The 22,789-nt window shown below is 68.2% G+C and carries 23 protein-coding genes; 9 read left to right on the top strand and 14 right to left on the bottom strand.

Features of this window, described 5'->3' with window-relative positions; translation table 11 throughout:
• Window positions 1–38 precede the first annotated feature (38 nt).
• Window positions 39–482 carry a thioredoxin TrxC gene (trxC, locus tag ACEN9G_RS30280; protein ID WP_413342690.1) on the bottom strand — a complete coding sequence of 148 codons (444 nt, stop codon included), beginning with the start codon at window positions 480–482 and terminating at the stop codon, window positions 39–41.
• Window positions 483–599: 117 nt separating this feature from the next.
• On the opposite strand from trxC, the gene ACEN9G_RS30275 reads away from it, so the two are divergent.
• The 3 genes from ACEN9G_RS30275 to ACEN9G_RS30265 are packed head-to-tail and all read left to right on the top strand — an operon-like array spanning window position 600 to window position 2,527.
• Window positions 600–1,385, top strand: a complete 786-nt coding sequence (locus ACEN9G_RS30275) for a DUF72 domain-containing protein (protein ID WP_483127455.1) — start codon at window positions 600–602, stop codon at window positions 1,383–1,385.
• Window positions 1,349–2,107: a Mut7-C RNAse domain-containing protein gene (locus tag ACEN9G_RS30270; RefSeq protein ID WP_413345763.1), complete on the top strand. Its 759-nt coding sequence runs from the start codon at window positions 1,349–1,351 to the stop codon at window positions 2,105–2,107. The genes ACEN9G_RS30275 and ACEN9G_RS30270 overlap by 37 nt, the downstream gene beginning before the upstream one ends.
• Window positions 2,108–2,119: 12 nt before the next feature.
• Window positions 2,120–2,527: a hypothetical protein gene (locus ACEN9G_RS30265; RefSeq protein ID WP_413345765.1), complete on the top strand. Its 408-nt coding sequence runs from the start codon at window positions 2,120–2,122 to the stop codon at window positions 2,525–2,527.
• A gap of 1 nt (window position 2,528) precedes the next feature.
• On the opposite strand, the gene ACEN9G_RS30260 is transcribed toward ACEN9G_RS30265, so the two are convergent.
• From ACEN9G_RS30260 to ACEN9G_RS30235, 6 genes are all read right to left on the bottom strand, one after another.
• Window positions 2,529–3,284: a hypothetical protein gene (locus tag ACEN9G_RS30260; protein WP_483127454.1), complete on the bottom strand. Its 756-nt coding sequence runs from the start codon at window positions 3,282–3,284 to the stop codon at window positions 2,529–2,531.
• On the bottom strand, window positions 3,284–3,631 hold the full coding sequence (locus ACEN9G_RS30255; RefSeq protein ID WP_413344987.1) for a hypothetical protein: 348 nt from the start codon (window positions 3,629–3,631) through the stop codon (window positions 3,284–3,286). Before ACEN9G_RS30255 ends, ACEN9G_RS30260 begins: the two co-directional genes overlap by 1 nt.
• Window positions 3,632–3,739: 108 nt before the next feature.
• Window positions 3,740–4,315 (bottom strand): hypothetical protein, encoded by a 576-nt coding sequence (locus ACEN9G_RS30250; protein WP_413344986.1) that lies wholly within the window; start codon window positions 4,313–4,315, stop codon window positions 3,740–3,742.
• 4 nt (window positions 4,316–4,319) lie between these two features.
• A complete protein-coding gene (locus ACEN9G_RS30245) occupies window positions 4,320–5,123 on the bottom strand; it encodes a lipid II flippase Amj family protein (protein WP_413344984.1) in 804 nt (267 codons plus the stop codon).
• A gap of 7 nt (window positions 5,124–5,130) precedes the next feature.
• Complete coding sequence (locus tag ACEN9G_RS30240; RefSeq protein ID WP_483127453.1) at window positions 5,131–5,487, bottom strand: hypothetical protein; 357 nt, start codon at window positions 5,485–5,487, stop codon at window positions 5,131–5,133.
• Between the two features lie 151 nt (window positions 5,488–5,638).
• Complete coding sequence (locus ACEN9G_RS30235) at window positions 5,639–6,787, bottom strand: sugar diacid recognition domain-containing protein (RefSeq protein ID WP_483127452.1); 1,149 nt, start codon at window positions 6,785–6,787, stop codon at window positions 5,639–5,641.
• 209 nt (window positions 6,788–6,996) lie between these two features.
• Between ACEN9G_RS30235 and ACEN9G_RS30230 the strand changes: the two genes are divergently transcribed.
• From ACEN9G_RS30230 to ACEN9G_RS30220, 3 genes are read left to right on the top strand one after another with little or no spacing between them, the layout of a single operon-like run.
• Window positions 6,997–8,334, top strand: a complete 1,338-nt coding sequence (locus ACEN9G_RS30230) for an MFS transporter (protein ID WP_413345289.1) — start codon at window positions 6,997–6,999, stop codon at window positions 8,332–8,334.
• 9 nt (window positions 8,335–8,343) lie between these two features.
• The gene (locus ACEN9G_RS30225) at window positions 8,344–9,483 is read left to right on the top strand and encodes a glycerate kinase (RefSeq protein ID WP_413388373.1); all 1,140 of its coding nucleotides are present in this window, start codon (window positions 8,344–8,346) and stop codon (window positions 9,481–9,483) included.
• 49 nt (window positions 9,484–9,532) lie between these two features.
• The gene (locus ACEN9G_RS30220; RefSeq protein WP_413343030.1) at window positions 9,533–10,699 is read left to right on the top strand and encodes an aminotransferase class V-fold PLP-dependent enzyme; all 1,167 of its coding nucleotides are present in this window, start codon (window positions 9,533–9,535) and stop codon (window positions 10,697–10,699) included.
• On the opposite strand, the gene ACEN9G_RS30215 is transcribed toward ACEN9G_RS30220, so the two are convergent.
• The 5 genes from ACEN9G_RS30215 to ACEN9G_RS30195 all read right to left on the bottom strand — a co-directional run bounded on the left by ACEN9G_RS30215 (window position 10,678) and on the right by ACEN9G_RS30195 (window position 16,153).
• Window positions 10,678–11,400, bottom strand: a complete 723-nt coding sequence (locus ACEN9G_RS30215; protein WP_413343032.1) for an ABC transporter ATP-binding protein — start codon at window positions 11,398–11,400, stop codon at window positions 10,678–10,680. The two genes, ACEN9G_RS30220 and ACEN9G_RS30215, sit on opposite strands and share 22 nt — an antisense overlap.
• A gap of 9 nt (window positions 11,401–11,409) precedes the next feature.
• Window positions 11,410–13,356: a branched-chain amino acid ABC transporter ATP-binding protein/permease gene (locus ACEN9G_RS30210; RefSeq protein WP_413343033.1), complete on the bottom strand. Its 1,947-nt coding sequence runs from the start codon at window positions 13,354–13,356 to the stop codon at window positions 11,410–11,412.
• On the bottom strand, window positions 13,353–14,243 hold the full coding sequence (locus tag ACEN9G_RS30205; protein WP_056131728.1) for a branched-chain amino acid ABC transporter permease: 891 nt from the start codon (window positions 14,241–14,243) through the stop codon (window positions 13,353–13,355). Before ACEN9G_RS30205 ends, ACEN9G_RS30210 begins: the two co-directional genes overlap by 4 nt.
• 120 nt (window positions 14,244–14,363) lie before the next feature.
• Window positions 14,364–15,521, bottom strand: coding sequence for an ABC transporter substrate-binding protein (locus tag ACEN9G_RS30200; RefSeq protein ID WP_413343036.1), 1,158 nt, complete (start codon window positions 15,519–15,521; stop codon window positions 14,364–14,366).
• A 224-nt stretch (window positions 15,522–15,745) separates the two neighbouring features.
• Window positions 15,746–16,153, bottom strand: coding sequence for a hypothetical protein (locus ACEN9G_RS30195; RefSeq protein ID WP_413388374.1), 408 nt, complete (start codon window positions 16,151–16,153; stop codon window positions 15,746–15,748).
• A gap of 181 nt (window positions 16,154–16,334) precedes the next feature.
• On the opposite strand from ACEN9G_RS30195, the gene ACEN9G_RS30190 reads away from it, so the two are divergent.
• The 3 genes from ACEN9G_RS30190 to ACEN9G_RS30180 all read left to right on the top strand — a co-directional run bounded on the left by ACEN9G_RS30190 (window position 16,335) and on the right by ACEN9G_RS30180 (window position 19,327).
• A complete protein-coding gene (locus ACEN9G_RS30190) occupies window positions 16,335–17,228 on the top strand; it encodes an EamA family transporter (RefSeq protein WP_413388375.1) in 894 nt (297 codons plus the stop codon).
• Window positions 17,229–17,354: 126 nt separating this feature from the next.
• Window positions 17,355–18,338, top strand: a complete 984-nt coding sequence (locus tag ACEN9G_RS30185; RefSeq protein WP_413346258.1) for an aldo/keto reductase — start codon at window positions 17,355–17,357, stop codon at window positions 18,336–18,338.
• Window positions 18,338–19,327: a ThuA domain-containing protein gene (locus tag ACEN9G_RS30180; RefSeq protein ID WP_413388376.1), complete on the top strand. Its 990-nt coding sequence runs from the start codon at window positions 18,338–18,340 to the stop codon at window positions 19,325–19,327. Before ACEN9G_RS30185 ends, ACEN9G_RS30180 begins: the two co-directional genes overlap by 1 nt.
• Here the strand turns inward: ACEN9G_RS30180 and ACEN9G_RS30175 are convergent.
• Together ACEN9G_RS30175 and ACEN9G_RS30170 are read right to left on the bottom strand one after the other, a co-directional pair.
• Window positions 19,284–21,785, bottom strand: coding sequence for a TonB-dependent receptor plug domain-containing protein (locus ACEN9G_RS30175; RefSeq protein ID WP_413343680.1), 2,502 nt, complete (start codon window positions 21,783–21,785; stop codon window positions 19,284–19,286). The genes ACEN9G_RS30180 and ACEN9G_RS30175 overlap by 44 nt on opposite strands.
• A 560-nt stretch (window positions 21,786–22,345) precedes the next feature.
• On the bottom strand, window positions 22,346–22,765 hold the full coding sequence (locus ACEN9G_RS30170) for a hypothetical protein (RefSeq protein WP_413343682.1): 420 nt from the start codon (window positions 22,763–22,765) through the stop codon (window positions 22,346–22,348).
• Window positions 22,766–22,789: the final 24 nt, after the last annotated feature.

Raw genomic sequence — 22,789 nt, 5'->3', positions numbered from 1 at the left:
CTGGTTCTAGATTGCCATTACGATAACCGATCGGCCGCTCAGGCGGCGCGCGCGGTCTGCTGCACCCACGCGACGAGGCGGTTCGCATCCATCGCCCCGGCCTGGCGCGCGATCTCGCGCCCGCCCTGGAACAAGGCGATCGTCGGGATGCTGCGGATGTTGTAGCGCGCCGCGAGATCCTGCGACGCTTCCGTATCGACCTTCAGCAGCCGCACGTGCGGCTCCAGCCGGCCGGCGGCCTGCGCATACGCGGGCGCCATCATGCGGCACGGGCCGCACCACGCGGCCCAGAAATCGACGAGCACCGGAATGTCGTTGCGCCCGACGTGCTTGTCGAAGCGGGCGGACGACACGTCCGTGGGCTGGCCGGTGAACAGCGCCTTCGCGCATTTGCCGCAGACGGGCTGGTCGGCCAGGCGCGCGCCGGCGACGCGGTTGACGGCGTCGCAGTGCGGACAGACGATGTGCAGGGACTCGGCCATGGTGGTGTTTCCTCCTGATTGCGATTGATATTGTATGCCCGGTGGCGCGTGCGCCGTCGACCATGCCGTTCGACATAGAATCGGATGCCGGGCGGATGCCCTCCAACATGGGTCCAGATGAGCGAATTGCAATCCACGGCAGTCAATCGGCCCCTGATCGGCTGCGCCGGCTGGGGCCTCAACAAGGACGTGGCGGCCGACTTCCCGGTCGAAGGAAGCCACCTCGAGCGCTACGCGGCCGTGTTCCCCGCGGTCGAGATCAACTCGTCGTTCTACCGGCCGCACCAGCCGCGGACGTACGCCCGCTGGGCCGCCAGCGTGCCCGACGTCTTTCGTTTCTCCGTCAAGCTGCCGAAGGCGATCACGCACGAGGCGAAGCTGCGCGACGCGGACGAGCTGCTCGACCGTTTCGTCCGCGAAGCCGGCGAACTGGGGCCGAAACTGGGCTGCGTCCTCGTCCAGCTGCCGCCCAGCGGCGTGTTCGATCCGGAGACCGTCGCCGGCTTCCTGCCGCGCCTGCGCGCTCGCTTCCCCTGCATGCTGGCGATCGAGGGACGCCATCCGACGTGGTTCGGCGACATGGCGACCGCGCTGCTGCGCGAGCACGGCGTCACGCGCGTGATGGCCGATCCGCCCGCCGGCCAGCCCGGCCCGCACGCGCCGACGACGGCGTCGACCTACATCCGCCTGCACGGCACGCCGCGCATCTACTACTCGTCCTATCCGCCCGAATTCCTGCGCGAGGTCGAGCAGCGCATCGTCGCGATGGCGCAGCCCGGCGCGGACCTCTGGTGCATCTTCGATAACACGGCCGAGGGCCATTCGGTGCCGAACGCACTGGAGGTGCTGCGCGGCGTGGACGAATCATGGTCAGCGCGACGTTCCGCTTCTACGGCGAACTGAACGACTTCCTCGCGCGCGCGCGGCGCGGACACTCCTTCGCGGCGCCGTGCGCGCGTGCCGCCACGGCCAAGCACATGATCGAGGCGCTCGGCGTGCCGCACACGGAGGTGGAGCTGGTGCTCCTGAACGGCGAGCCGCGGGGACTCGACGACATCCTGGAAGAGGGCGACCGCATCGCCGTCTATCCGCGCTTCACTGCCTTCGATGTGGCCGACGTGGCGCGGCTGGACCAGCGTCCGCCGGGCCGCGTGCGCTTCGTCGCGGATGCGCATCTCGGCGGTCTCGCGCGGCTGTTGAGAATGGCGGGGTTCGACACCGTCTACCGCAATACGTTGAACGACGCCGAAGTCGAAGCGATCGCGCTCGATGACGGACGCGCCGTGCTGACGCGCGACCGCGAACTGCTGAAGCGCCGCGGCATCGCGTACGGCTGCTACGTGCGGGCGTTGAAGGGGGAAGCGCAGTTGCGTGAAGTGGTCGAGCGCTTCGGCCTGGCCGAGCGTATGCGCCCGTTCACGCTGTGCCTGTCGTGCAATGCGCCGTTGCGGCCCATCGCGAAGGCGGAGGTGAGGGACCGGCTGCCGCCGCGCGTGGCGGCCACGCAGGACGAGTTCAGCACATGCGACTGCTGCCACGGCGTGTTCTGGAAGGGCTCGCACTGGCAGCGCATGGCGGGCGTATTAAATGAGATACACTACTTTCCCGGACGAGCCATCCGTTGACAGCGTGACCCCATGTTGCAACAAGTACCGATACCCATCCGCACCGAATGCCCCCCTGGCGCCTGCGTCTGCGAGCGCGAGATCCTGCTCGCCGATCCGGAGGCGGACCTGCGCCCGTTGCGCCTCACGCGCACGGAAGAGCAAAAACTGCTCGAGCGCATCGGCGCCGTCGCCAGCTACGACGAACTCAAACGGCTGCAGGAGCGCATCCGCGCCAACCTCGGCGTCGAACTGAAGATCGCGCCCGGCCCGAACGAGGTGCGCACGTTGCGCGGCATCCTCATCGTGCTGGAAGACCGGCCGGGCCTGTGCAAAAAGGTGCGCCAGTCCGTGCCGGCGGCCGTGCGCAGGGTGCTGGAACGCCATCCCGAGATCACGTACGCGATCCTCGATGCGCACGATTTGTTCGGGGCGCCCTGACTTATTGTGACGACGCGCGGGCGTCGACCTCGTGCCCCAGCCGCTCGAGATAGCCGCGCCCATGCCTGGCCTCGAGCGCGGCGACCGTGGTGCGGTTGAACCGGTCGCGGTACGCTTCGAACGCCGGGTCGTACACGTCGCCCGTGACCGATAGCGTGATGCCGTGGCGCGCGTAGGCGCGGATGCGCCTGACGGTCTCCGGGCCGGGCGGAGGACCCGGTTCGAGCAGGGTGGGTGTGCCGGTGGCGACGCAGATCCGTGCCGCGTCCGCGCCGTCGAGCGGGCGGCCATCTGCCCTGGCGATGGGGAGGTCGCCGCATCCGAGCCGTGCTTTCGGGTCGCGGAATTCGGTAAGGCGGACGCACGCGAGGCGGGCGTCGAACGTAGCGGGCAGCTGCGCCCAGCAGCGGGCGGCGTCGGGCCGCTTGCGCAGACCGAAGGCGCCCTTGTCCAGCGCATCCGCGAGCCGCAGCACGGCGCCGCGGCGCCCACGCAGGGCCGCCCAATAGAGATTGTGGATGCCCTCGAACGGCCGCGCCTTCGCGGCCCGCGCATGCGGACCGAGGAACAGTTCGGCCAGGCGTTCCTGTTGCGCGCCGTCGCCGCTGTCCGTATCCGCCCGCCAGACGTTGGCGAGCGTTTCGTAGTCGCCCATGCGCAGCAGCCAGCCTTCGTACGCCGGGTCGGCGTACGCGGACGCCGCGCATGAGAGGCCGACGGCAAGCGCCCCCGCGAGCAGTCCGGGGCGCCGTGCCATCAGCTGTCGAAGTCTTCGGCCAGGTTCTTCCACCCCTTGCTTTTCGCGAACGGCGCGAATTCCTCGGGTGCCTCGAGCACGATGAGACGGCTCTCCTGCAGGCCCGGATCGCTGTGGCCGAAGTCCGGCCCCTTGTAGCCGACGGCACGCAGCCGGTCGATGATGGCGCGTACGAGGACGGCGTCCTTGTAGGCGCCGGGCTCGAGACGGTCCTTGAATTTCACGTACACATCGATGATCCCGTAGCCCTCGTCGAAAATGCGGATCGACTTGACGTCGAGGGTACGGCCATTGGCGTCCTTGGCCTGGAACGGGCCGGACAGTTCAATATCGGAATCGGTAGTCATGGCGCCAAGGATACCACCGGGCGTGCCAGCGTGTACGCGATCTCGGTGGCGCCGACGGGCGCGCGGCGCCAGCCCTGGGCGGCGCGGGTTGCGCGTCGCAACTGCAAATTATCGGCGTGTGGCATCGGATCTGAAGCGTGAAAGGACTCGGGTGCCCGGATAGTCGGCCCGATCCGGAAACGCCGGCCGATGATAGCAGTTCCAGTAGCTCGTCGCACGTCGCGCCAGGGTTGCGAGCCAGGCCGGGTTGGCGCGTGCGAAAGACGCGAGGGACGACGCGTCGCGCGTCCCGATCCAGCGCGCGACGTCCTCGACGATCTCGATTACGTACTCGCCGGCCAGCTGAACGATATAGGGCAGGAGCCAAGGTTCGTCGCGGTCGAGAATCTGCGCGAGGCATGCCTGGCGCACGTGACCGTCGTAATGCCGCGTCCCCAGGCAGGCGACGATGCGCCGGTCGACGCCCCGCGCATCCTCCAACGCGCGGCGCAGGCGGGCTGGGTCGTAGTACAGCCGATATGGAATGTGCAAGGTTTCGCCATCCACGTCGACGTCGAAGGCACCGTGCGGGGGCGCGAGTTCGTCCTGCGCGACGACGGCAACGGCCGCGCGTACGGAAGCGCGCAGCGCGGATGGGAATCCAAGCGATTCGTCGGGCCTGGCCTGGCGAGGAGGGGTCAGCATGGCATCATATGACGCGGGCCACGGACGCGATCAGCAGCGACGCCGGTACCAGCAACGCTTGCGCGGCAACGGTGCCCGCCAGCCGGCTGCCGACCAGCCAGACGATGGCTTTCCTGAACTGGCTTTCCGTGACGTTGCCTTCGACGACATCGTCCGTCATCCCCGACATGTGCGCGTCGATGAACACGGCCATCATGATGGTCGCGCCGCCGTTGATGATCGAGGAGAGCGTGCTGGACGTGACGCGCACCGACGGGTCCAGCACGCCGGCGTACAGGGCCGCGAACACGCCGACGGTCCAGAGCGCGGTGGCGCCGACGTTCAGCAGCGTGATCCGGCCCGACACGCCGTGTCCCGACCGGAATCCGGTCATGTTGCGCGCGGCGGGCATGCGGGCGACGTCGCGGACGTACGACAGGCCACCCTTGAAGAAGCCGTGGAGGATCAGCTTCGGGATCGAGCGATGTGCCTGGAAATGCAGGACCGCGCGGCAGAATACACGCTGGAACGTCGGAATCAGCAGGGCGCCAGCCACCGTCGCAAGACTTGCGGACACGAGCAGCCAGCGAAAATCGGCGAGCAGCGCACCGCCCGCGAGCGGGTCCAGGTGGGTCTCGACACGCTTCGCCAGGAACGGGCCCAGGAACGAATTCGACGTCCGCGACACGAGCATGAGAATGCCGAACAGGGCCAGCGACACGGCGATCCGCCTGGTCCGTACGCCGGCGATCCGTACCGAGTACGCCAGGGTCCCGATCAGGTGGATCACGAACGTCAGGAAGCAGATGAAGAGAAGTTGGGTATCCACATCTATTTCACGAAATATCCGGAGACCTCACAACTGCCGTCGCGCTCGCGCATCGGCACCACGGTCTCCACCGCAAGCGACATGGCGCCGCAGCGCGTGTCGAGATGGCGCACGAGGCCGAAGCGTTCGACGATGCGGGCGACCTTGTCCGGGATCCGGCGAATGCCACGAACGGTCCACCCGCGACCTGGTCGCGCTGCATGGTGACCCAGGCGGCCACGGGCAGCAGCAGGGCGAGCAGATAGCCCGTACGCCAGATCGCGCCGTGGTCGGGGGCGAGCAGGGACAGCAGGGGGCGGGTGTAGGTGTCGAGGTTGCCGAAGGCGGACGCGTTGGCCGACGCCAGCACGCCGGTGGCGAGCATGATGGCCTGCCAGCGGCGCAGCAACAGGCGTGCGGTGCTGATGGCGTACCAGCGCAGGCGCAGGCGGACGAGCGGTGAGCGGATGGCGTTCTCCTGGGTGGGGTCGCAGGATTATGAACGCCTTTTTGTCGATAAAGCAAGACTTCCTGGCTTAATCCTGGCTTAGCAGGGCCGACACGTACAGCAGCAAACGGTCTTCCGCACGCGCGAGAAGCAGGCCGGTCAGTTCCTCGACGCGGCGCAGCCGGTAATCCAGGGTGTTCCGGTGGATGTGCAGCGCGGCGGCGGTGGCGGCCGCGCTTTCGTTGTGGGCGAACCAGGCGTCCAGCGTGCGCCGCAGCGTGGCGCCGCTGCGGTCGCGGGCCAGGCACGCGACCGGCTGGCGCAGCTGCGCCGCCTGCCAGCCGGCGTCCAGGCCGGACAGCAGCACCGGCAGCGCGAGGTCGTAATGGCTCCATGCCGTGCGCGCCGGGTCGCGCCGGCGTCCGATGCGCGCGGCGGTGCGTGCGCTCTGCCAGGACACGGCCGCCGCCTCGGCGCCGCGCGCGGCCAGTCCCATCGTCAGCGTGAAGGGCAGGGCGCACAATTCCCGCACCAGCGCAACCAGGGCCGCGTGGCGCCGCCGCGCCGCCGTGTCGACCGGGGCGGCGGCGGGGTCGAACGCATCCAGGATCACCATGTCGTATGGGCCGGTCGTGGCGGACAGCAGCGCCGGCTGGCGCGCCAGCAGGGCCAGTTGCAGGCGCTGGAGCTCGCTGATCGTCCGTTCGGCGTCGACGGCACCGGCACGCAGCTCGAGCACGAACACCGCCTGCACGCGCCCGAAATCCAGGCCCAGGCGCCGCGCCCAGGTCTCCAGTTCCGGCCGGCCGCCGGCATCTCCGCGGATCAGGTTCAGCACGAAGGTCTCGCGATAGCGGCTGTCGCGCTGCAGTTCGCCGGCCAGGCTGGCCTGTTCCAGGATCATCTCGGCCGTCAGGCGCACCAGTTCGCCGAATTGCCGGACGGCGTCGGGTGCGCCGCTCAGGCCGACCGCGCCGCACATCTGGCCATCCACGACGAGCGGCAGGTTGATGCCTGGCCGCGCGCCGTGCATGTGCGGCGCCGACGCCGCGTCCACCTCGACCGTCGCACGCCGCGCCAAGGCGAGCAGGGCGCCATCGTGCAGCTCCCCGACCCGGGCGGCGTCGCCGCTGGCCAGGATCACGCCGCGCGCATCCATCACGTTGACGTTGAACGGGATGATGCGCATGGTGCGGCTGACGATGTCCTGGGCGAGGCGGGTGCTGAGTTCGAGCATGCCAGCCACTCTAGCCGATCGCGGTCACTGTGCCAAGTACCAATGCCGGGCGTGCCGATCTTGTGTTTATGTGAACGATTTTGTGAAGATGCACAATCGGCACGCGCAAGAAGCCGCGCGTCTCGTGCCGCGTGCCGAGGACTTGCAGTGACGATTTGGTCATAATGCGGTCTGCCGCCCCGACCGATGGCGGACATCACGGAGACACCATGAGAAACAGCATGAGCACGGGCGCGGCCCAGCCGGCGGGCGTTGCCGATCCCGCCATCCTCGAGCGCGGTTACCGCAAGGCGACCTGGCGCCTGATCCCCTTCATCTTCATCTGCTACCTGTTCAACTACCTGGACCGGGTCAACGTCGGCTTCGCCAAGCTGGAGATGCTCGACGCCCTGAAGCTCAGCGAGACCGTGTACGGACTCGGCGCCGGCATCTTCTTCATCGGCTACGTCACCAGCGGCGTGCCGAGCAACCTGGTCCTGCATAAACTCGGCGCGCGCCGCTGGATCGCCGCCATGATGATCATGTGGGGCGGCCTGTCGGCGGCGATGATGTTCGTCACGAGCCCGGTCTCGTTCTACGCGCTGCGCTTCCTCACCGGCGTCGCCGAGGCCGGGTTCTTCCCGGGCATGGTGTTCTACTTCACGAACTGGTTCCCGGCGCAGAAGCGCGGCCAGGTGATGGCGCTGTTCATGTCGGCGATTCCCGTCTCCGGCCTGGTCGGCGGTCCGCTGTCGGGCTGGATGCTGAGCCATTTCGCGACGGGCCAGGGCGGCCTGGCCGGCTGGCAGTGGCTGTTCCTGCTCCAGGGGCTGCCGACGATGATCCTCGGCGTGGCCGTGCTGTTCTTCCTGTCCGACGGCCTGCAGCATGCCCGTTGGCTGACGCCGGAAGAAAAGTCCGCGATGAAGCAGGCGCTCGACGCCGACGAGCAGGGCCGCCGCGCCAGCAGCCATGCGGTGCACTCGTTCTCCAGCGTGCTGCGCAACGGCCACGTGTGGATGCTGGGCCTGATCTATTTCAGCATCCAGATGGGCGTGTACGCGATCAACTTCTGGCTGCCGTCGATCATCAAGGCACTGGGCTTCGACAACCCGACGACGGTCGGCTGGCTGAGCGCCCTGCCGTATCTGTTCGCGGGTATCTTCATGGTGATCGTGGGCCGCTCGGCCGATGCCCGCCGCGAGCGCCGCTGGCATTTGTCCGTGCCGATGGCGATGGCGCTCGCCGGCCTGCTGCTGGCCGCGAATTTCTCGCACAACGTCGTGCTCGTGATGATCGGGCTCACGCTCGCCACGATGGGGGCGCTGACCGGACTGCCGATGTTCTGGCCGCTGCCCGCCGCCTTCCTGGGCAGCGCCGCCGCGGCCGGCGGCCTCGCCCTGATCAATTCGCTGGGCCAGGTGGCCGGCTTCGTCAGCCCGTTCCTGGTCGGCTGGATCAAGGACGCCACCGGCAGCACGGACGTCGCCCTGTATATCCTGTCGACCGTGCTGCTGGTCGGCGCGGTGCTGGTCATGACCGTGCCGGCGCGCCTGGTCAACCGCTGAGGAGAGCCCATGAAGATCGTCATTGCCCCCGATTCGTTCAAGGAAAGCCTGACGGCGCTGCAGGTGGCCGACGCCATCGAGGCCGGCATGCGCGAGGTCTGGCCCGACGCGACATACGTGAAAGTGCCCGTGGCCGACGGCGGCGAAGGCACCGTGCAGGCCATGATCGACGCGACGGGCGGCCGGCGCGTGGACGTGCGCGTGACCGGACCGCTGGGCCAGGCGGTGGACGCGTTCTACGGCGAGGCCGGCGGCGTCGCCGTGATCGAGATGGCGGCGGCCAGCGGCCTGGAAGGGGTGCCGCCCGACCTGCGCGATCCGCGCACGGCCACGAGCCGCGGCACGGGTGAACTCATTTGCGCGGCGCTCGATGCCGGCGCGCGCAGGATCGTGCTGGGCGTCGGCGGCAGCGCGACGAACGACGGTGGCGCCGGCATGCTGCAGGCGCTGGGCGTGCGCCTGCTCGATGCCGACGGCAAGGACATCGGCCCGGGCGGCGCGGAACTGGCGCGCCTCGACCGCATCGACGCGTCCGGGCTCGATCCCCGAGTGCGCGCGACTGAATTCCGGATCGCGTGCGACGTCGACAACCCGCTCACCGGCCCGCGCGGCGCGTCCGCCGTGTTCGGCCCGCAGAAGGGCGCAACGCCGGCAATGGTCGCGCAGCTCGACGCCGCGCTTGCGCATTACGCCGACGTGATCCGGCGCGACCTCGGCCAGGATATCGCGCAAAGCCCGGGCGCGGGCGCCGGCGGCGGCATCGCGGCGGCGATGGTCGTGTTCCTCGAAGGGCAGCTGAAACCCGGAATCGAGATCGTGCTCGATGCCGTCGGGCTCGATGCGGCCGTGCGCGACGCGGACCTCGTGGTGACGGGAGAGGGCCGCATCGACGGCCAGACCGTGCACGGCAAGACGCCGATGGGCGTGGCCAACGTCGCGCGCCGCCACGGCAAGCCCGTCGTCGCCATCGGCGGCAGCCTCGCCGTCGATGCGGGCGCCGTGCACGCGCACGGCATCGAGGTCGTGGTCGCCGCGGTGGCGCGGCCGTGTTCCGTCGCCGAGGCGCTGGCCGCGGGCGCGGACAACCTGCGCCGCGCGGCGCGCAATCTCGCGGCGGCGCTGGCGCTGGGGGGACGCCTGCAGCATTGACCGGAGCGGGCTATGATGGCGGTTGCACAACGCCCGCCAGGAGCCCGTCTTGACCGCCATCCTTCCCGACGACGAATCGTTCTGGTCCACCATCCGCGCGCAGTACACGCGCTCGCCCGACTTCCTCAACCTGGAGAACGGCTACTTCGGCATGCCGGCCGATCCCGTGCGCGCGGCGCTCAAGCGTTACCAGGACGAGGTCGATGCCGAGAACGCGTTCTTCCTGCGCGAGCGCTGGCCCGCGCGCCTCGCGCACGTGAAGGCGCTGCTCGCCGGCTTCACCGGCGTCGCGGCCGATGAGCTCTTGATCACCCGCAGCGCCGTCGAGTCCTTGAACATCGTGTTCCAGGGTTATCCGTTCGAACCGGGCGACGCGATCCTGATGGCGCGCCACGACTACGACTTCAGCCACGACATCGTCCGCATGGTCGCGGCGCGCAAGGGCCTGACCGTCATCGAGGTGGACGTGCCCCACGACGTGGAAGACGAAGACGCGATCGCGGCACTGTACGCGGACGCGATCACGCCACGCACCCGCGTGCTGCTGATCACGCACATCGTGCACCGTACCGGCCGCATCATGCCGGTGGCGCGCCTGGGCGCGCTGGCCCGGGAGCGTGGCATCGACCCCATCGTCGACGGCGCGCACGCGCTCGCGCAACTGGACTATACGATCCCGCAACTGGGGACGCAGATCGCCGCGTTCAACCTGCACAAATGGGTCGGCGCGCCGCTGGGCACGGGCCTGCTGTACATCGCACGCGAACGCATCGCGGACATCGCCCCGCTGTACGGCGACGTGACGTCCGGCCGCACCGACATCGACAAGCTGGGCGCGTTCGGCACCGTGCCGCCGGCGCCGGTCATGGCGATCGAGGATGCGCTGGCGTTCCACGCCTCGATCGGGTCCGGCAACAAGGAAGCGCGCCTGCGCTGGCTCGCGCGGCGCTGGATGGACCAGGTGCGCGACCTGCCGGGCGTGCGCGTGTACACCCCGTGCGATCCGGCCCTGCATGGCGCGCTGGGCGCGTTCGGCATCGACGGCGTGCCCGCCGCCGAGGTCGTGCGGCGGCTGATGGATGACCACCGCATCTTCACCGTCATCCGCAAATTCGGCGGCACCGAGATCGTGCGCGTGACGCCGCACCTGTACAACGGGCCCGAAGACCTCGATGCGCTGGCGGATGCGATCCGTCAGTGGGCGCCGCCCAGGTAGGCCGCGACCACCTTCGGATCGTTCTTCAGGCTCGCGGCGGGGCCGTGCACGGCGATGCTGCCGTTCTCCAGCACATAGCCGTAATCGGCCACGTTCAGCGCGGCCTGGGCGAACTGCTCGACGAGCAGCATGGTGACGCCTTCCGTCTTCAGGCGCGCGATGATACGGAAGACTTCGTCCACGAGGATGGGCGCGAGGCCCATCGACGGTTCGTCCAGCAGCACGACGTCCGGATTCAGCATGACGGCGCGCGCCATCGCCAGCATCTGCTGCTCGCCGCCCGACAGGGTGCCGGCCAGCTGCGTGCGGCGTTCCTTCAGGCGCGGGAACAGTTCGAGTGCCCGCTCCAGGTCGTGCTGCACGTCGCCTTTCGGCCGCGAGCGCGTGAATCGCGGGAAGGCCCCCAGCAGCAGGTTGTCCGTGACCGTCATCGTCGCGAACACGCGCCGCCCCTCCGGCGAATGGGCGAGGCCCGCGCGCGCGATGCGATGCGAATCCATGCCGGTGATGTCGCGGCCGGCCAGGGTCACTTTACCGCCGCGCGGCTTGATCATGCCGGAGATGGCGCGCATGGTCGTCGTCTTGCCGGCCCCGTTGGAACCGATCAGCGTGACGAGCTTGCCCTTCGGGACCTCGAGCGAGATCCCGTGCAGCACTTCGACCTTGCCATAGGCCGCGTGCAGGTTGTCGATGGTGAGCATGCGGTCTCCTCAGACGGCGGCGGATGCGGCGGGTTCGCCGGCACCGCCCAGGTAGGCCTCGATCACGCGCGGGTCGGACTGCACGCGCGCCGGCGATCCTTCGGCGATCTTCTGGCCGAAATCCAGCACGGTGACGGTGTCCGAGATCGACATCACGACGTCCATGTGGTGCTCGATGAGGACGATGGTGATGCCGTGGTCGCGGATCTTGCGGATGATGGCCATCAGCTCGCGGATGTCCGGTGCCGTCAGGCCCGCGGCCGGTTCGTCCAGCAGCAGCAGGCGCGGGTCGAGCGCCAGCGCGCGGCCGATCTCCAGCAGGCGCTGCTTGCCGTAGGGGAGGTTGCGCGCTTCCTCGTCCGCCAGGTCGGCGAGGCCGACGAAGCTCAGGATCGCCGCGGCGCGCGCCCGTGCGGCCAGTTCCTCGCGCAAACGGCGCGGCGTGTGCAGCATGGCGTCGAACACGTTCGAGCGGAAGCTGTGGTGCAGCCCGACGAGGATGTTTTCCGTCGCCGTCATCTCGCCGAACAGCTGCACGTTCTGGAACGTCCGCGCGATGCCGCCCAGCGCGATCTGCGCGGGCGTGCGGCCCGTGATGCCGCTGCCGGCAAAGACCACCCGGCCGGCCGTCGGTTTATAAATGCCGGTGAGGACGTTCATCATCGTGCTCTTGCCCGAGCCGTTCGGTCCGATCAGGCCGTGCACGGTGCCGCGCGCGACGGTCAGGTCGACCTGGTTCAGCGCCTTCAGGCCGCCGAACTGCATCAGCACCTGCTCGACTTTCAGCAGGTCGCCGCCGGCGGCTTCCGCCTGCGGGACGCCTGCAAAAGGATCGCCGCCGTGGTCGGCCAGCGCGCGCGCATGCTGGCGCCCGCGACCCAGCACGTCGCGCAGGAAGCCGACGATGCCCTCCTGCAGGTAGTAGACGACGAACAGCGTCATGAGGCCGAAGATCGTGAGGCGCCAGTCGACCATGCTTTGCAGCTTGTAGGAGACGACGGCCAGCGCCAGCGTCGCCACGACGGGCACGATGACGCGGCGCGCGGTCGTCTTGCGGCGCGCGAGCAACAGGCCCGCGACGACGACGGCGAGGATCGCGGCGCCGACGGCGATGCGGCGGAACAGGTCGATGTCGGACAGGAGGCTCGGCAGCATCACGACGATCACGGCGCCGATCAGCGCGCCGCTGCGGGTCTTGCGGCCGCCCATGATCACGGCGAGCAGGAACAGGATCGTCAGCTCGAAGTTGTACGTGTTGGGCGAGATGTATTGTTCGGAATACGCATAGAGGCTGCCCGCGAGGCCCGCGAAGCCGGCGCTGATCACGAATGCATACACTTTATAACGGTACACGGAGACGCCCATGCAGTCCGACGCGATGGGGCTGTCCCGAAGGGCCTCGAACGCGCGGCCGATGTGCGATTTCAGCAGCCGGTGCACGAGCAGCAGCGACACGATCATCAGCGCGGCCACGGCATAGTAGTACTCGACTTCCGTCAGCTCGTGGCCGGCCACGCTGGGCTTCGTCAGCATGATGCCCATCGGGCCTTCGGTGAGGAAGGTCATCTCGTTGATGAGGATTTGCACGATGGTGCCGAAGGCCAGCGTCACCATCGCGAGATACGGCCCCGTCACCCGTAGGGCGGGGAGGGCGAGGATCGCGCCGAACAGCGCCGCGCCCGCGATGCTGGCGGGGAGCGTGAGCCACCACGCGGCGCCCAGCTTCATCACCAGCACGCCCGTCACGTACGAGCCCACGCCGAACAGGCCGGCATGGCCCAGCGACACCTGGCCCGTGTAGCCGACGACGATGTCGAGGCCGAACAGCAGGATCGCGTAGATCAGGATCGTCTCGACGAGGTGGATGTAGTACGGGTTCCCGACCAGCACGGGAAAGGCGGCCAGCAGCGCGATGCCCGCGATCGCGCCGCCCCAGGTCAGCTTGTTCATCGTCATACCTTCTTGATGGCGGCCTTGCCGAACAGGCCGGACGGCTTCACGGCCAGCACGAGCAGCAGCAGGACGAGGCCCGGCACTTCCTTGTAGCCGGTCGACAGGTAGAAGCCGGTCGCCGTCTCCGCGATGCCGAGGATGATGCCGCCGACGATGGCGCCCATGCCCGACGTCAGCCCGCCGATGATCGCGACGGCGAACGCCTTCAGGCCCAGCGACGCGCCCATCGTGGCGCTCGTGAGCGTCAGCGGCGCGACGAGGGCGCCGGCGAAGGCGGCCGTCGCCGACGACAGCGCGTACGAGAACGTGATGACCATGCCGGTGTTGATGCCCATGAGGCCCGCCGCGTCGCGGTCGTTCGCGGTGGCGACGACGGCCTTGCCGTAGATGGATTTGCGGTTGAAGATCTCGACGGCGAACATGATGGCGAGCGCGCCGACGATCACGGCGACCTGCATCGGCTGCACGTTCGCGCCGAGCACGGTGAACGGTTCGGACGACAGCGGCGAAGGGAAGGGCAGCACGTCCTTGCCCCAGATGTTCTCGGCCACGTTCTTGAAGATGATGGCGAGGGCGATGGTCGACATGATCCAGCCGAATTCCGACTTGATGCGGATCGCGGGCCGCACGGCGATCCATTCGACGAACACGCCCTGCAGCGCGCCGAACAGGACGACGATGGGAATCATCAGCCAGTAGCCGAGATAAGGCCCGCCGTGGATGGTGCCGACGAGCGACAGGCCGACGAGCGCGCCGAGCATCAGCGCCTCGCCCTGGCCGAAGTTGAGGGTGCCGGACGTGGCGAACGTGAGCTGGTAGCCGAACGCGATCACGGCATAGATCATGCCGAGTGCGATGCCGGACACGACGAGTTGGAGCAGGATCTCCATGGTTCCTCCGGGAGCAGACGCGTGAATCCAGTAACGTCGTTCCCGCGCAGGCGGGAACCTAATTTGCGTGCGTAACGACGGCGCAAACAAAATTGGGTCCCCGCCTTCGCGGGGACGACGTTATTTGGCCTGCACCACTCGCCCATCCTTCACTTCACCGAACTTGGTGTTCTCGAAGTTGATGGCCTCGTGGTCCGCATGCGAGTACGGCTTGTTGTAGGTGGTGACGACGCCTTCGACCGGCAGCGTGAGGTTTTCCAGCGCGGCGGCGATCTTCGGTCCTTCGGTACTGCCGGCCTGCTGGATGGCGGCGGCCAGCAGGTACACGGAATCGTAGCCCTGCGCTGCCGACACGGCCGACGGCATGCGGCCGCCCGGCGGGTTGTAGGCCTTGATGTAGGCGTCGATGAACGCCTTGCGCTTCGGCGTGTCCGGGTTCTGGATGAAGGTCTGCGGCATGCGGGTGCCGTCGCCGTTCTTGCCCGCGTTGTCGATGAAGTTGGCCATCGCGAGCGTCCAGCTGCCGACGATGGGCACTTTCCAGCCGAGCTTCTGCATGCCGTTGGCGATCTGCGCCAGCTCGGGGCCGATGCCGTAGGTGAGGACGACGTCGGCGCCGGCCTGCTTGGCGCGCAGCAGCTGCGCCGTCATGTCGACGTCGCCGATGTTGTACTTCTCGACGACGACCGGCTTCACGCCCTTCTTCTCGAGCACCTTCTCGAGGTCTTCGCGGCCCAGCTGGCCGTAGTTGGTGGAGTCGGCGAGGATCGCGGGCTTCTTGAAACCGCGGCGCGCGATCGCTTCCTCGACGATCATCGCGGACTGGATGGTGTCGTTCGCGGAGTTGCGGAAGATGTAGTTTTGCGGCTGGTTCGCGAACTGCTTCGTGACGATGGAGCCGGTGGCCACGTTGTTCATCACGGGGATCTTCGCCTGCTGGTAGAAGCGCTGCGAGGCGAGGGCCACGCCGGTGTTGATGTAGCCGACGGTGGCGACGACGCGCTCCTTGTTGATGAGTTCCTGCGCGACCTGCACGCCGCGTTCGTTCTTCGCTTCGTCGTCGCGTTCGACCAGTTCGACCTTGCGGCCCAGCACACCACCCTTGGCATTGATTTCAGCGACGGCGAGACGGACGCCATCGCGCATCGACACGCCCATCGGCGCCGACCCGCCCGTGAACGGACCGGACACGCCGATCTTGACCGGCTCCGCCGCCATGCCCGACATCGAAAAACCCAACACTACCCCTGCAACCAATGCCTTTACCTTGAAATTCATTGTCGTCTCCGTAGTCGTATTCTCGTTTTACGCCGGGCGCCGCGGACCAGTGCCGGGCCCATCGTGAGCCGATTGTAGAATAGCAATCAGACAACAGCAATCGATTGATGTGACGCGATGCAACATGCGTCATTCATGCAAACGCGTAAGGAAAGCGTCAGGCAGCAGGGGTACGGACGAAAAAAAAGCTGCGCCGAAGCGCAGCCTTTTCGGTACGGCGGAGGTCAGCGGTGACGCCACCCGCCCCGATGGCCCCAGCCGCCGCGATGGCCGCCGCTCCAGTGGTTCCAGCTGAAGCCGAGGCCGATCGAGATCGGCGGATACCACAGCGGGTCGGCATAGACGGGGGCCGGCGCGTAGATCGGCGCGGGCGCGTACACGGGCGGCGCGACGTACACCGGCTGGGTCACGACGGTCGCCGGGGCCGGGGAATAGGTCACGCGGCCGGCGTCGCCCGATGCTGCCGCGGCCGCACCGGTCCCGGGCGCCACCGGCGTCACGGACACGACCTGCCAGCCGTTGGCGTCGGGTTGCGCATAGGCGCGCGTGCCGTAGTTGGCCGGCGCCGGGTAATACGTGGCGCAGCCGGTCAGGGCGGCGGCGCAGGAAACGATAATAGCGAGCTTGATCATGGCGGTTCTCCTCACCTGCCAACTATAAAGAATCCGTTGGCGCGTGCCTGTTGTTTTACAGGCTGTTACAGATGTTCATGTTCCGGAAAAAGAGCGTTACCCGGTCCCATCCCATCGTAGCGCCGGCGGAGGGGGCCGGTTTGATGATATCGTCGCACGTTTCGCTACACGCCGCTTTTCGATGTCCTCTTTCACGCGTTCGTCCATTTTCCCCTACGCGGCCCTGTTGTTGTCCCTCGTCTCGCTGACGACGGGCGCCTCGCTCGCCAAGCACCTGTTCCCCGTCGTCGGCGCGGCCGGCGCCACCGCGATGCGGCTGACCTTCGCCGCCGTGATCCTCGCGATCGTGTTCCGGCCGTGGCGTTTCAAGCCGCGCGGCGACAGGCGCGCGCTGCTGCAATACGGCCTGTCGCTGGGCGCCATGAACCTGAGCTTTTATTCGGCCCTGGCGTACGTACCGCTGGGGATCGCGATCGCCGTCGAGTTCACGGGGCCGCTCGTCGTGGCCGTGGCGACGTCGCGCCGGCGCCTGGACTTCGCCTGGATCGCGCTCGCGTGCGTGGGCCTCGCGCTGCTGCTGCCGCTGGGCGGCAATGCGCCGGCCGTCGACTGGCGCGGCATCGCGTTCGCGCTCGGCGCGGGCGCCTGCTGGGCCGTGTACATCCTGGCGGGCAAGCGCGCCAGCGCGGCCTATGGCGCGGCCGCGTCGAGCTGGGGCACGGTGCTCGGCGCGCTGATCGCGGCGCCGGTCGGCATCGCGCACGCGGGCGCGGCGCTGCTGGAACCCTCGGTGCTGCTGTTCGGCGTGGCCGTCGCCGTGCTGTCCAGCGCGATCCCGTATTCGCTCGAGATGGTCGCGCTGCGCCGCCTGCCGGCCAACACGTTCAGCACGCTGCTCAGCGCGGAGCCGGCCATCGGCGCGCTGATGGGCCTCGTGCTGCTGGGCGAGCACCTCGACGTGTCGCAATGGCTCGCGATCGCGCTGATCGTCGCGTCGTCGATCGGCGCCGCGACGAGTGCCAGCCTGGCCGCGCGCCGCCGTCCCGCCGATGCCGAGCCGCCGGTGCCGGTGTAGCGCGGTTACCCCGGGCCCACGCGTGACGTATGCGTTTTGCCGGCGTCACGCGTGGGCGGAGGGCCGCCCACCCTACGAACTGGGGTAGAGTAGCGCACCAAATTCACCCACAACCGAGGGAAGACCATGCAACGACGACAACTGGGCCAGGACGGCCTGACGGTACCGGAGATCGGCCTGGGCTGCTGGCAGCTGGGCGGCGGCTGGAGCAACGACTGGAACGACGACATCGCGCAGCAGACCTTGCAGGCGGCCATCGACGCCGGCGTGCGCTTCATCGACACGGCCGACGTCTACGGCGACGGCGCGAGCGAGCGTTCGATCGGACGCTTCCTCGCCGGCCGCAAGGAGCCGGATATCGTCGTGGCGACGAAACTGGGCCGCGCGGGCATCTACCCGGACGGCTACACGCGCGCGTCGCTGCGCGAAGCGACGCAGCGTTCGCTCGAGCGCCTGCGGGTGGACGCGCTGGACCTCACGCAGCTGCATTGCGTGCCGACGGAGGTGATGCGCCAGGGTCACGTGTTCGACTGGCTGCGCGAACTGCAGCAGGAGGGCCTGATCAAGCGCTGGGGTGCCAGCGTGGAGTCGGTCGAAGAGGGCCTGATCTGCCTGGCGCAGGACGGCCTCACGTCGCTGCAGGTGATCTTCAACGTCTTCCGCCAGAAGCCGGCCGAGGAACTGTTCCCGCGCGCGGCGGAGCAGAAGGTCGGCATCGTCGTGCGCCTGCCGCTCGCGAGCGGCCTGCTGGGCGGGAAGATCACGCGGGCGACGACGTTCCGCGACGACGACCACCGCAATTTCAACCGCGACGGCGCGATGTTCAACGTGGGCGAGACGTTCGCCGGACTGGAACTGGAGCGCGGCATCGCGGCCACGGAGCAGGTGGCGGCGCTGGTGCCGGCCGGGATGACGATGGCGCAGATGGCGCTGCGCTGGATCCTCGACCACCCGCAGGTGTCGGTGGTGATCCCCGGTGCGAGCCGCCCGGAGCAGGTGCGGGCCAACGTGGACGCTGCGGCAGTGCGGCCGCTGCCGGCGGACCTGCACGGGAAGCTCGCGGGCGTCTACCGCGCCCACGTGCGCGACTTCATCCGGGGGCCGTACTGATGGTGCGCGCCGGTGCGCTGGCCGCGCTCGTCCTGGCCGCAACGATGGGCGGCGCATCCGCCCAAACCGTATCGAACGGCACCTGGGCCGGACCGCCCGCCAACGCGGGCCCCATCGCCGTCACGCCTCCGCCGCCGGGCGCGGCGCCGGCGTCCCCGGTGCCGCCCGGGATGCGCTCGCCGTCGCCCAAGCACGTGCTGGTGCTGGGCGGCGCGCGCGGCTGGCATCACGATTCGATCCCGGCCGGCATGGCCGCCGTCTACAACTGGGGCCGTGCGACGCATCTGTGGGACACCGAGATGCGCACGGAATTCAGCCTCGTCAACGGGCGCGGCGGCCAGCCGATGACGGCCGGCTTCCAGCCCGTGGGCCTGCGCGACTTCGATGCGATCGTCGTCGTCAGCGCGACCGGCGACTGGGGCCTGGACGCCGCGCAGAAAGCCGCGTTGCTCGACTTCGTGCGCGCGGGCGGGGGCCTGGTCGCGATCCACGGCGGCGTCGACGCGAATGCCGGCTGGAAGGATTATGTGGAGATGGTGGGCGGCGTGTTCGTTTCCCATCCATTCAACAACCACGCGTGGCCGCTGTTCCCGTTCCCGCTGCGGACCGAGAACCGCGATACCCCGATGACGTCGTTCCTGCCGGCCCGCTGGATCCGCCAGGACGAACTCTATGTCGTGAAGAATTTCTCGCGCGCCGACTCGGAAGTCCTGCTCAGCATGGACGGCGAGCGGCTGGACATGACGCGCATCCCGGAGCAACTGCCGCCCGACCGCGACGTCCCCGTCGCGTGGATCAGGCAGTACGGCCAGGGACGGGTGTTCGCGTCCACGATCGGCCACGCGAAGGAAGCCTTCGACGATCCCGATGTGGCGCGCATGTACACGGAGGCGATCCGCTGGGCGCTGCGCCTGTCCGGAGACGACGCGCGCCCGCGTCCCGCGCTTACAGGGCCACGTCCAGGCGGGCCGACCACGAACGGCCGTTGATGCCGAACGGGCAGGTCTCCCAGCAGTAGGTGAAGCCCAGTTGCGGGAACGGCGCGGCCTTGACCGGGTCCCACTTGGTCGGGAACGTGTTGAAGATGTTGTTCGAACCGACGGTCAGGCTGGTCGACTTCGAGAAGTTGTAGCGCACGGTGGCGTCCACGATCCACTTGCCGTCCCAGGTCTGCACGAACGGGGCGGTGAAGCCCTGGCCCTGCACTTCGCCATACCAGTTGGCGCGCACGTTGCCGTTCCACTGGCCGTGCGTCAGGTCGGCCGCGAGCACGTGGTGCTGGCGCGGCTGGCCCCGTTCGATCAGCGTCACCTGCGAATCGTCGAACAGCTGGGCGCCCGTCAGCACCGGCGAATCCGAATGGCGGCCCGTCACCGACGTGCGGTTGAAGTCCAGCTGCGCGGACAGCACGAGCGTCGTGGCCGGCCAGCGCGTCGTGTGCTCGGCGACGATGTCCAGGCCCTTCGTTTCGGTGTCGATCGCGTTCGTGAAGAACTGCGCCTGGCCGACCTTGAGCGGATCGAGGATCGCCTTGATCGGGCACGCGGCGGCCGTCGCGCACCCACCCGATTCCGGTGCGATGTTCGACGAGAACACGATGCGGTTGTCGATGTCGATGCGCCACAGGTCGGCGGTGACCGAGAAGTTCGAGGCCGGACGCAGGATGATGCCCACGCTGCCGTTCTTCGACGTTTCTTCCTTCAGGTTCGGGATGCCGAAGGCCTTGGTGACGGCGCTGCCTTCGCGCGCGGTCAGCGTCTCGGTCAGCACGCCGGCGCCGTTCAGGTTCGTCGACACGGAGCTGTAGAACTTCTGCTGCACGCTTGGTGCGCGGAAGCCGGTCGACAAGGTGCCGCGGAAGCCCACCTGGCGGCTCGGGTCATAGCGCAGCGACAGCTTGCCGGTCGTCGTGCTGCCGAAGTCTGAGTATTTTTCCCAGCGCGCGGCGGCGCCGACCAGCAGCTGCGGCGTGATGTTGTATTCGGCGTCGGCGTACAGCGCGATGTTGTGGCGTGCATCGTCGACGGCGGTAGCGGGCGTGTAGCCGGGGAAGCCCTGCGTGCCCGACGCGGCCGCGCCGCCCGTCTGGTCCTTGATCACGATGGCCGGATTGTTCGTGCGGCCGTACTGGTACGAGACCGGGTCGCCGGCGTCGATCGCATAGCCGTCGCGGCGCCATTCGAAGCCCGTCGCGAAGTTGATCGTCCTGCCCAGGACGTCCAGCGGGCCGCGCAGGTCGGCGTTGAAGGTCGTCTGCTTGAATTTCAGCTTGCCGGTATCGGCTTCCAGCGGCGATTCGGCGTAGATGCCGCCGCCCGGTTTCGGTTCGAACCAGTAGCTGACGTTGATCGTGCTCTTTTCGTGGAAATCCAGTTCGCTGCGGCCGTGGTTCAGGGAGACGTCGACCTTCCAGTCGTTCGCCAGGTCGCGGCGGTAGCCGACGGCCAGCGACGCATCCTTGACGGTGGTGCGGATGTTCGGCAGGAAGCCGTTCGGGTAGACGGCGGGCACGTTGCGGCCGTCGCCCGCGGAGCGGAAGAAACCGGCCGAATCGCCCGTGCGGTGCGACACGCCGCCGAACGTGTAGAACTCGCCCTGGCTCGACACCGGCACGGCCGAGTTCCACCAGAAGTACTTGTCTTTCGCGAGGCTGTCGCCGATGCGCTGCGTGACGCGCGGCGGGTCGACCCGGAGGGAGTCGACGCCTGCGCGGTTGGTTTCGCCGCGGTGGCGGGCCTCGGCCGTCAGGTTGATGTAGCCGCCGTCGCCGATCGTCCAGCCCTTGTTGACGCTGCCCTGGCGCAGCTCGCCGCCGCCCTCGGTCGTGCCGCCGACGGTGCCGGACAGCTGCGTTTCGTTGGTCTGGTTCTTCAACACGATGTTGATCACGCCGGCGATCGCGTCGGAACCGTACTGCGCGGCGGCGCCGTCGCGCAGCACCTCGATGCGCTGGATCGCCGACATCGGGATCGCGTTGATGTCCGTACCGGCCGAGCCGCGGCCGATGGTCTGCTGCACGTTGACGAGCGCCTGCTGGTGGCGGCGCTTGCCGTTCACGAGCACGAGCAGCTGGTCGGGGCCCAGCGAGCGCAGGGTGGCGGGGCGGATGATGTCCGTGCCGTCGCTGATGAACGTGGTCGAGAAGTTGAAGGACGGGTCGAGCGTCTGCAGCAGCTTGCCCAGTTCCACCGGACCGGCCATCGCCATGTCCTTGGCGCCGATCAGGCCGACCGGCGCGGCCGAGTCCAGCGCCGTGCGCGCGGTCGAGCGCGAGCCCAGCACCACGACGGACGCCATGCCGTTGTCGGCGGCCGGCTGTGCCTGCGCAGCAGTGGCGGGGGGAGGATCGGCGGGGGTCTCTTGAGACCAGGCGGGAGAGAAGGCCAGGAACAGCGAGGAAGCAAGCAGAGTGCGGGTAAAGACGGGTACGGCGCGGAGTTGGGTCATCCTTATTCTCTCGTCGATGGTTGTTGTTGTGAGAACGCCCAACCGCACCGGGTTGGATGCCGGCCAGGCGTGACGCAGTGTAACGAGCGCCCAGCCGTATTCACAATCGTCACCTGTCTATACTGTTGTGAAATTGATGCACGAAGGGCAATCTTGCTTGTTGTGATAGACGAAATACGGCTATTCTGGGGAGGATGCCCGCATTGCCGGCCACGCAAAGGCCGTTGGCGAGCATGAGAATTCCGAATATGCATATACGCGGAATGTCACAAAGTTGCTGATTTGTTAGTGCGAGACAGGTCCGGCGGCATGCCGGGCCAAGGTGGACGGTCAGGCCGATACGTCGATGGTGGAGTCCGGAGCTAGGGTGGGCGCGGTCGTTGCGGACGCGCTGCAGGTCAGCGACTCTGCGCCGCCGGCTTGCGTCCGGTGGGCGCGGCGATGATGCGCTTCCTGCGTTCCGCCGCTGGCTTCCCTGCGGTCGTCGCGCAGCTTCACGAGCGCCCTGGCGCTCGTGAGGTCACCGCTGTTACAAGCATTACGCGCAGTCCATGTAGCGGTCACACGTAGACATTGATCGTGTTGACGATGCCCTGCGCGACGGCGTCCTCGACCGCGACGCTCGTCAACGCGGGATTCGATTTCAGGATCGTGCCCCAGTCGCCCGGCACGGCGGCCGCCACGGATGTGCTGGATTCCGCGGACGTGTCCACGGATGCGGCGGGATCGGTCGACGCCGGCGCCGCCGTGCCCGCCTGCGCCATGCCGGCCTGCGCGACCGCGTTCAGCAGGCCAGCCGCGTCATACGTCTGGACGCCGCTGTCGCGGTTGCCGAGTGTCGCGACGATGCTTGCCTGTTCGGACAGGTTCGATAACGTCACGCGGGTCGCCGGATCCTGCGTCGCCGTCTCGGGCGGTTTCGTCGTCACGGACGTGTTTGGCGTCGAGGTGGTCGTCGATGAGATGGAAGAGATGGCCATGATATTCACCTGAATTGTTGCCAC

Source organism: Massilia sp. Masssp94 (assembly GCF_059491305.1).
The sequence above is the reverse complement of the archived record's forward strand: the minus strand, read 5'-3'. Positions and strand labels throughout refer to the sequence as shown.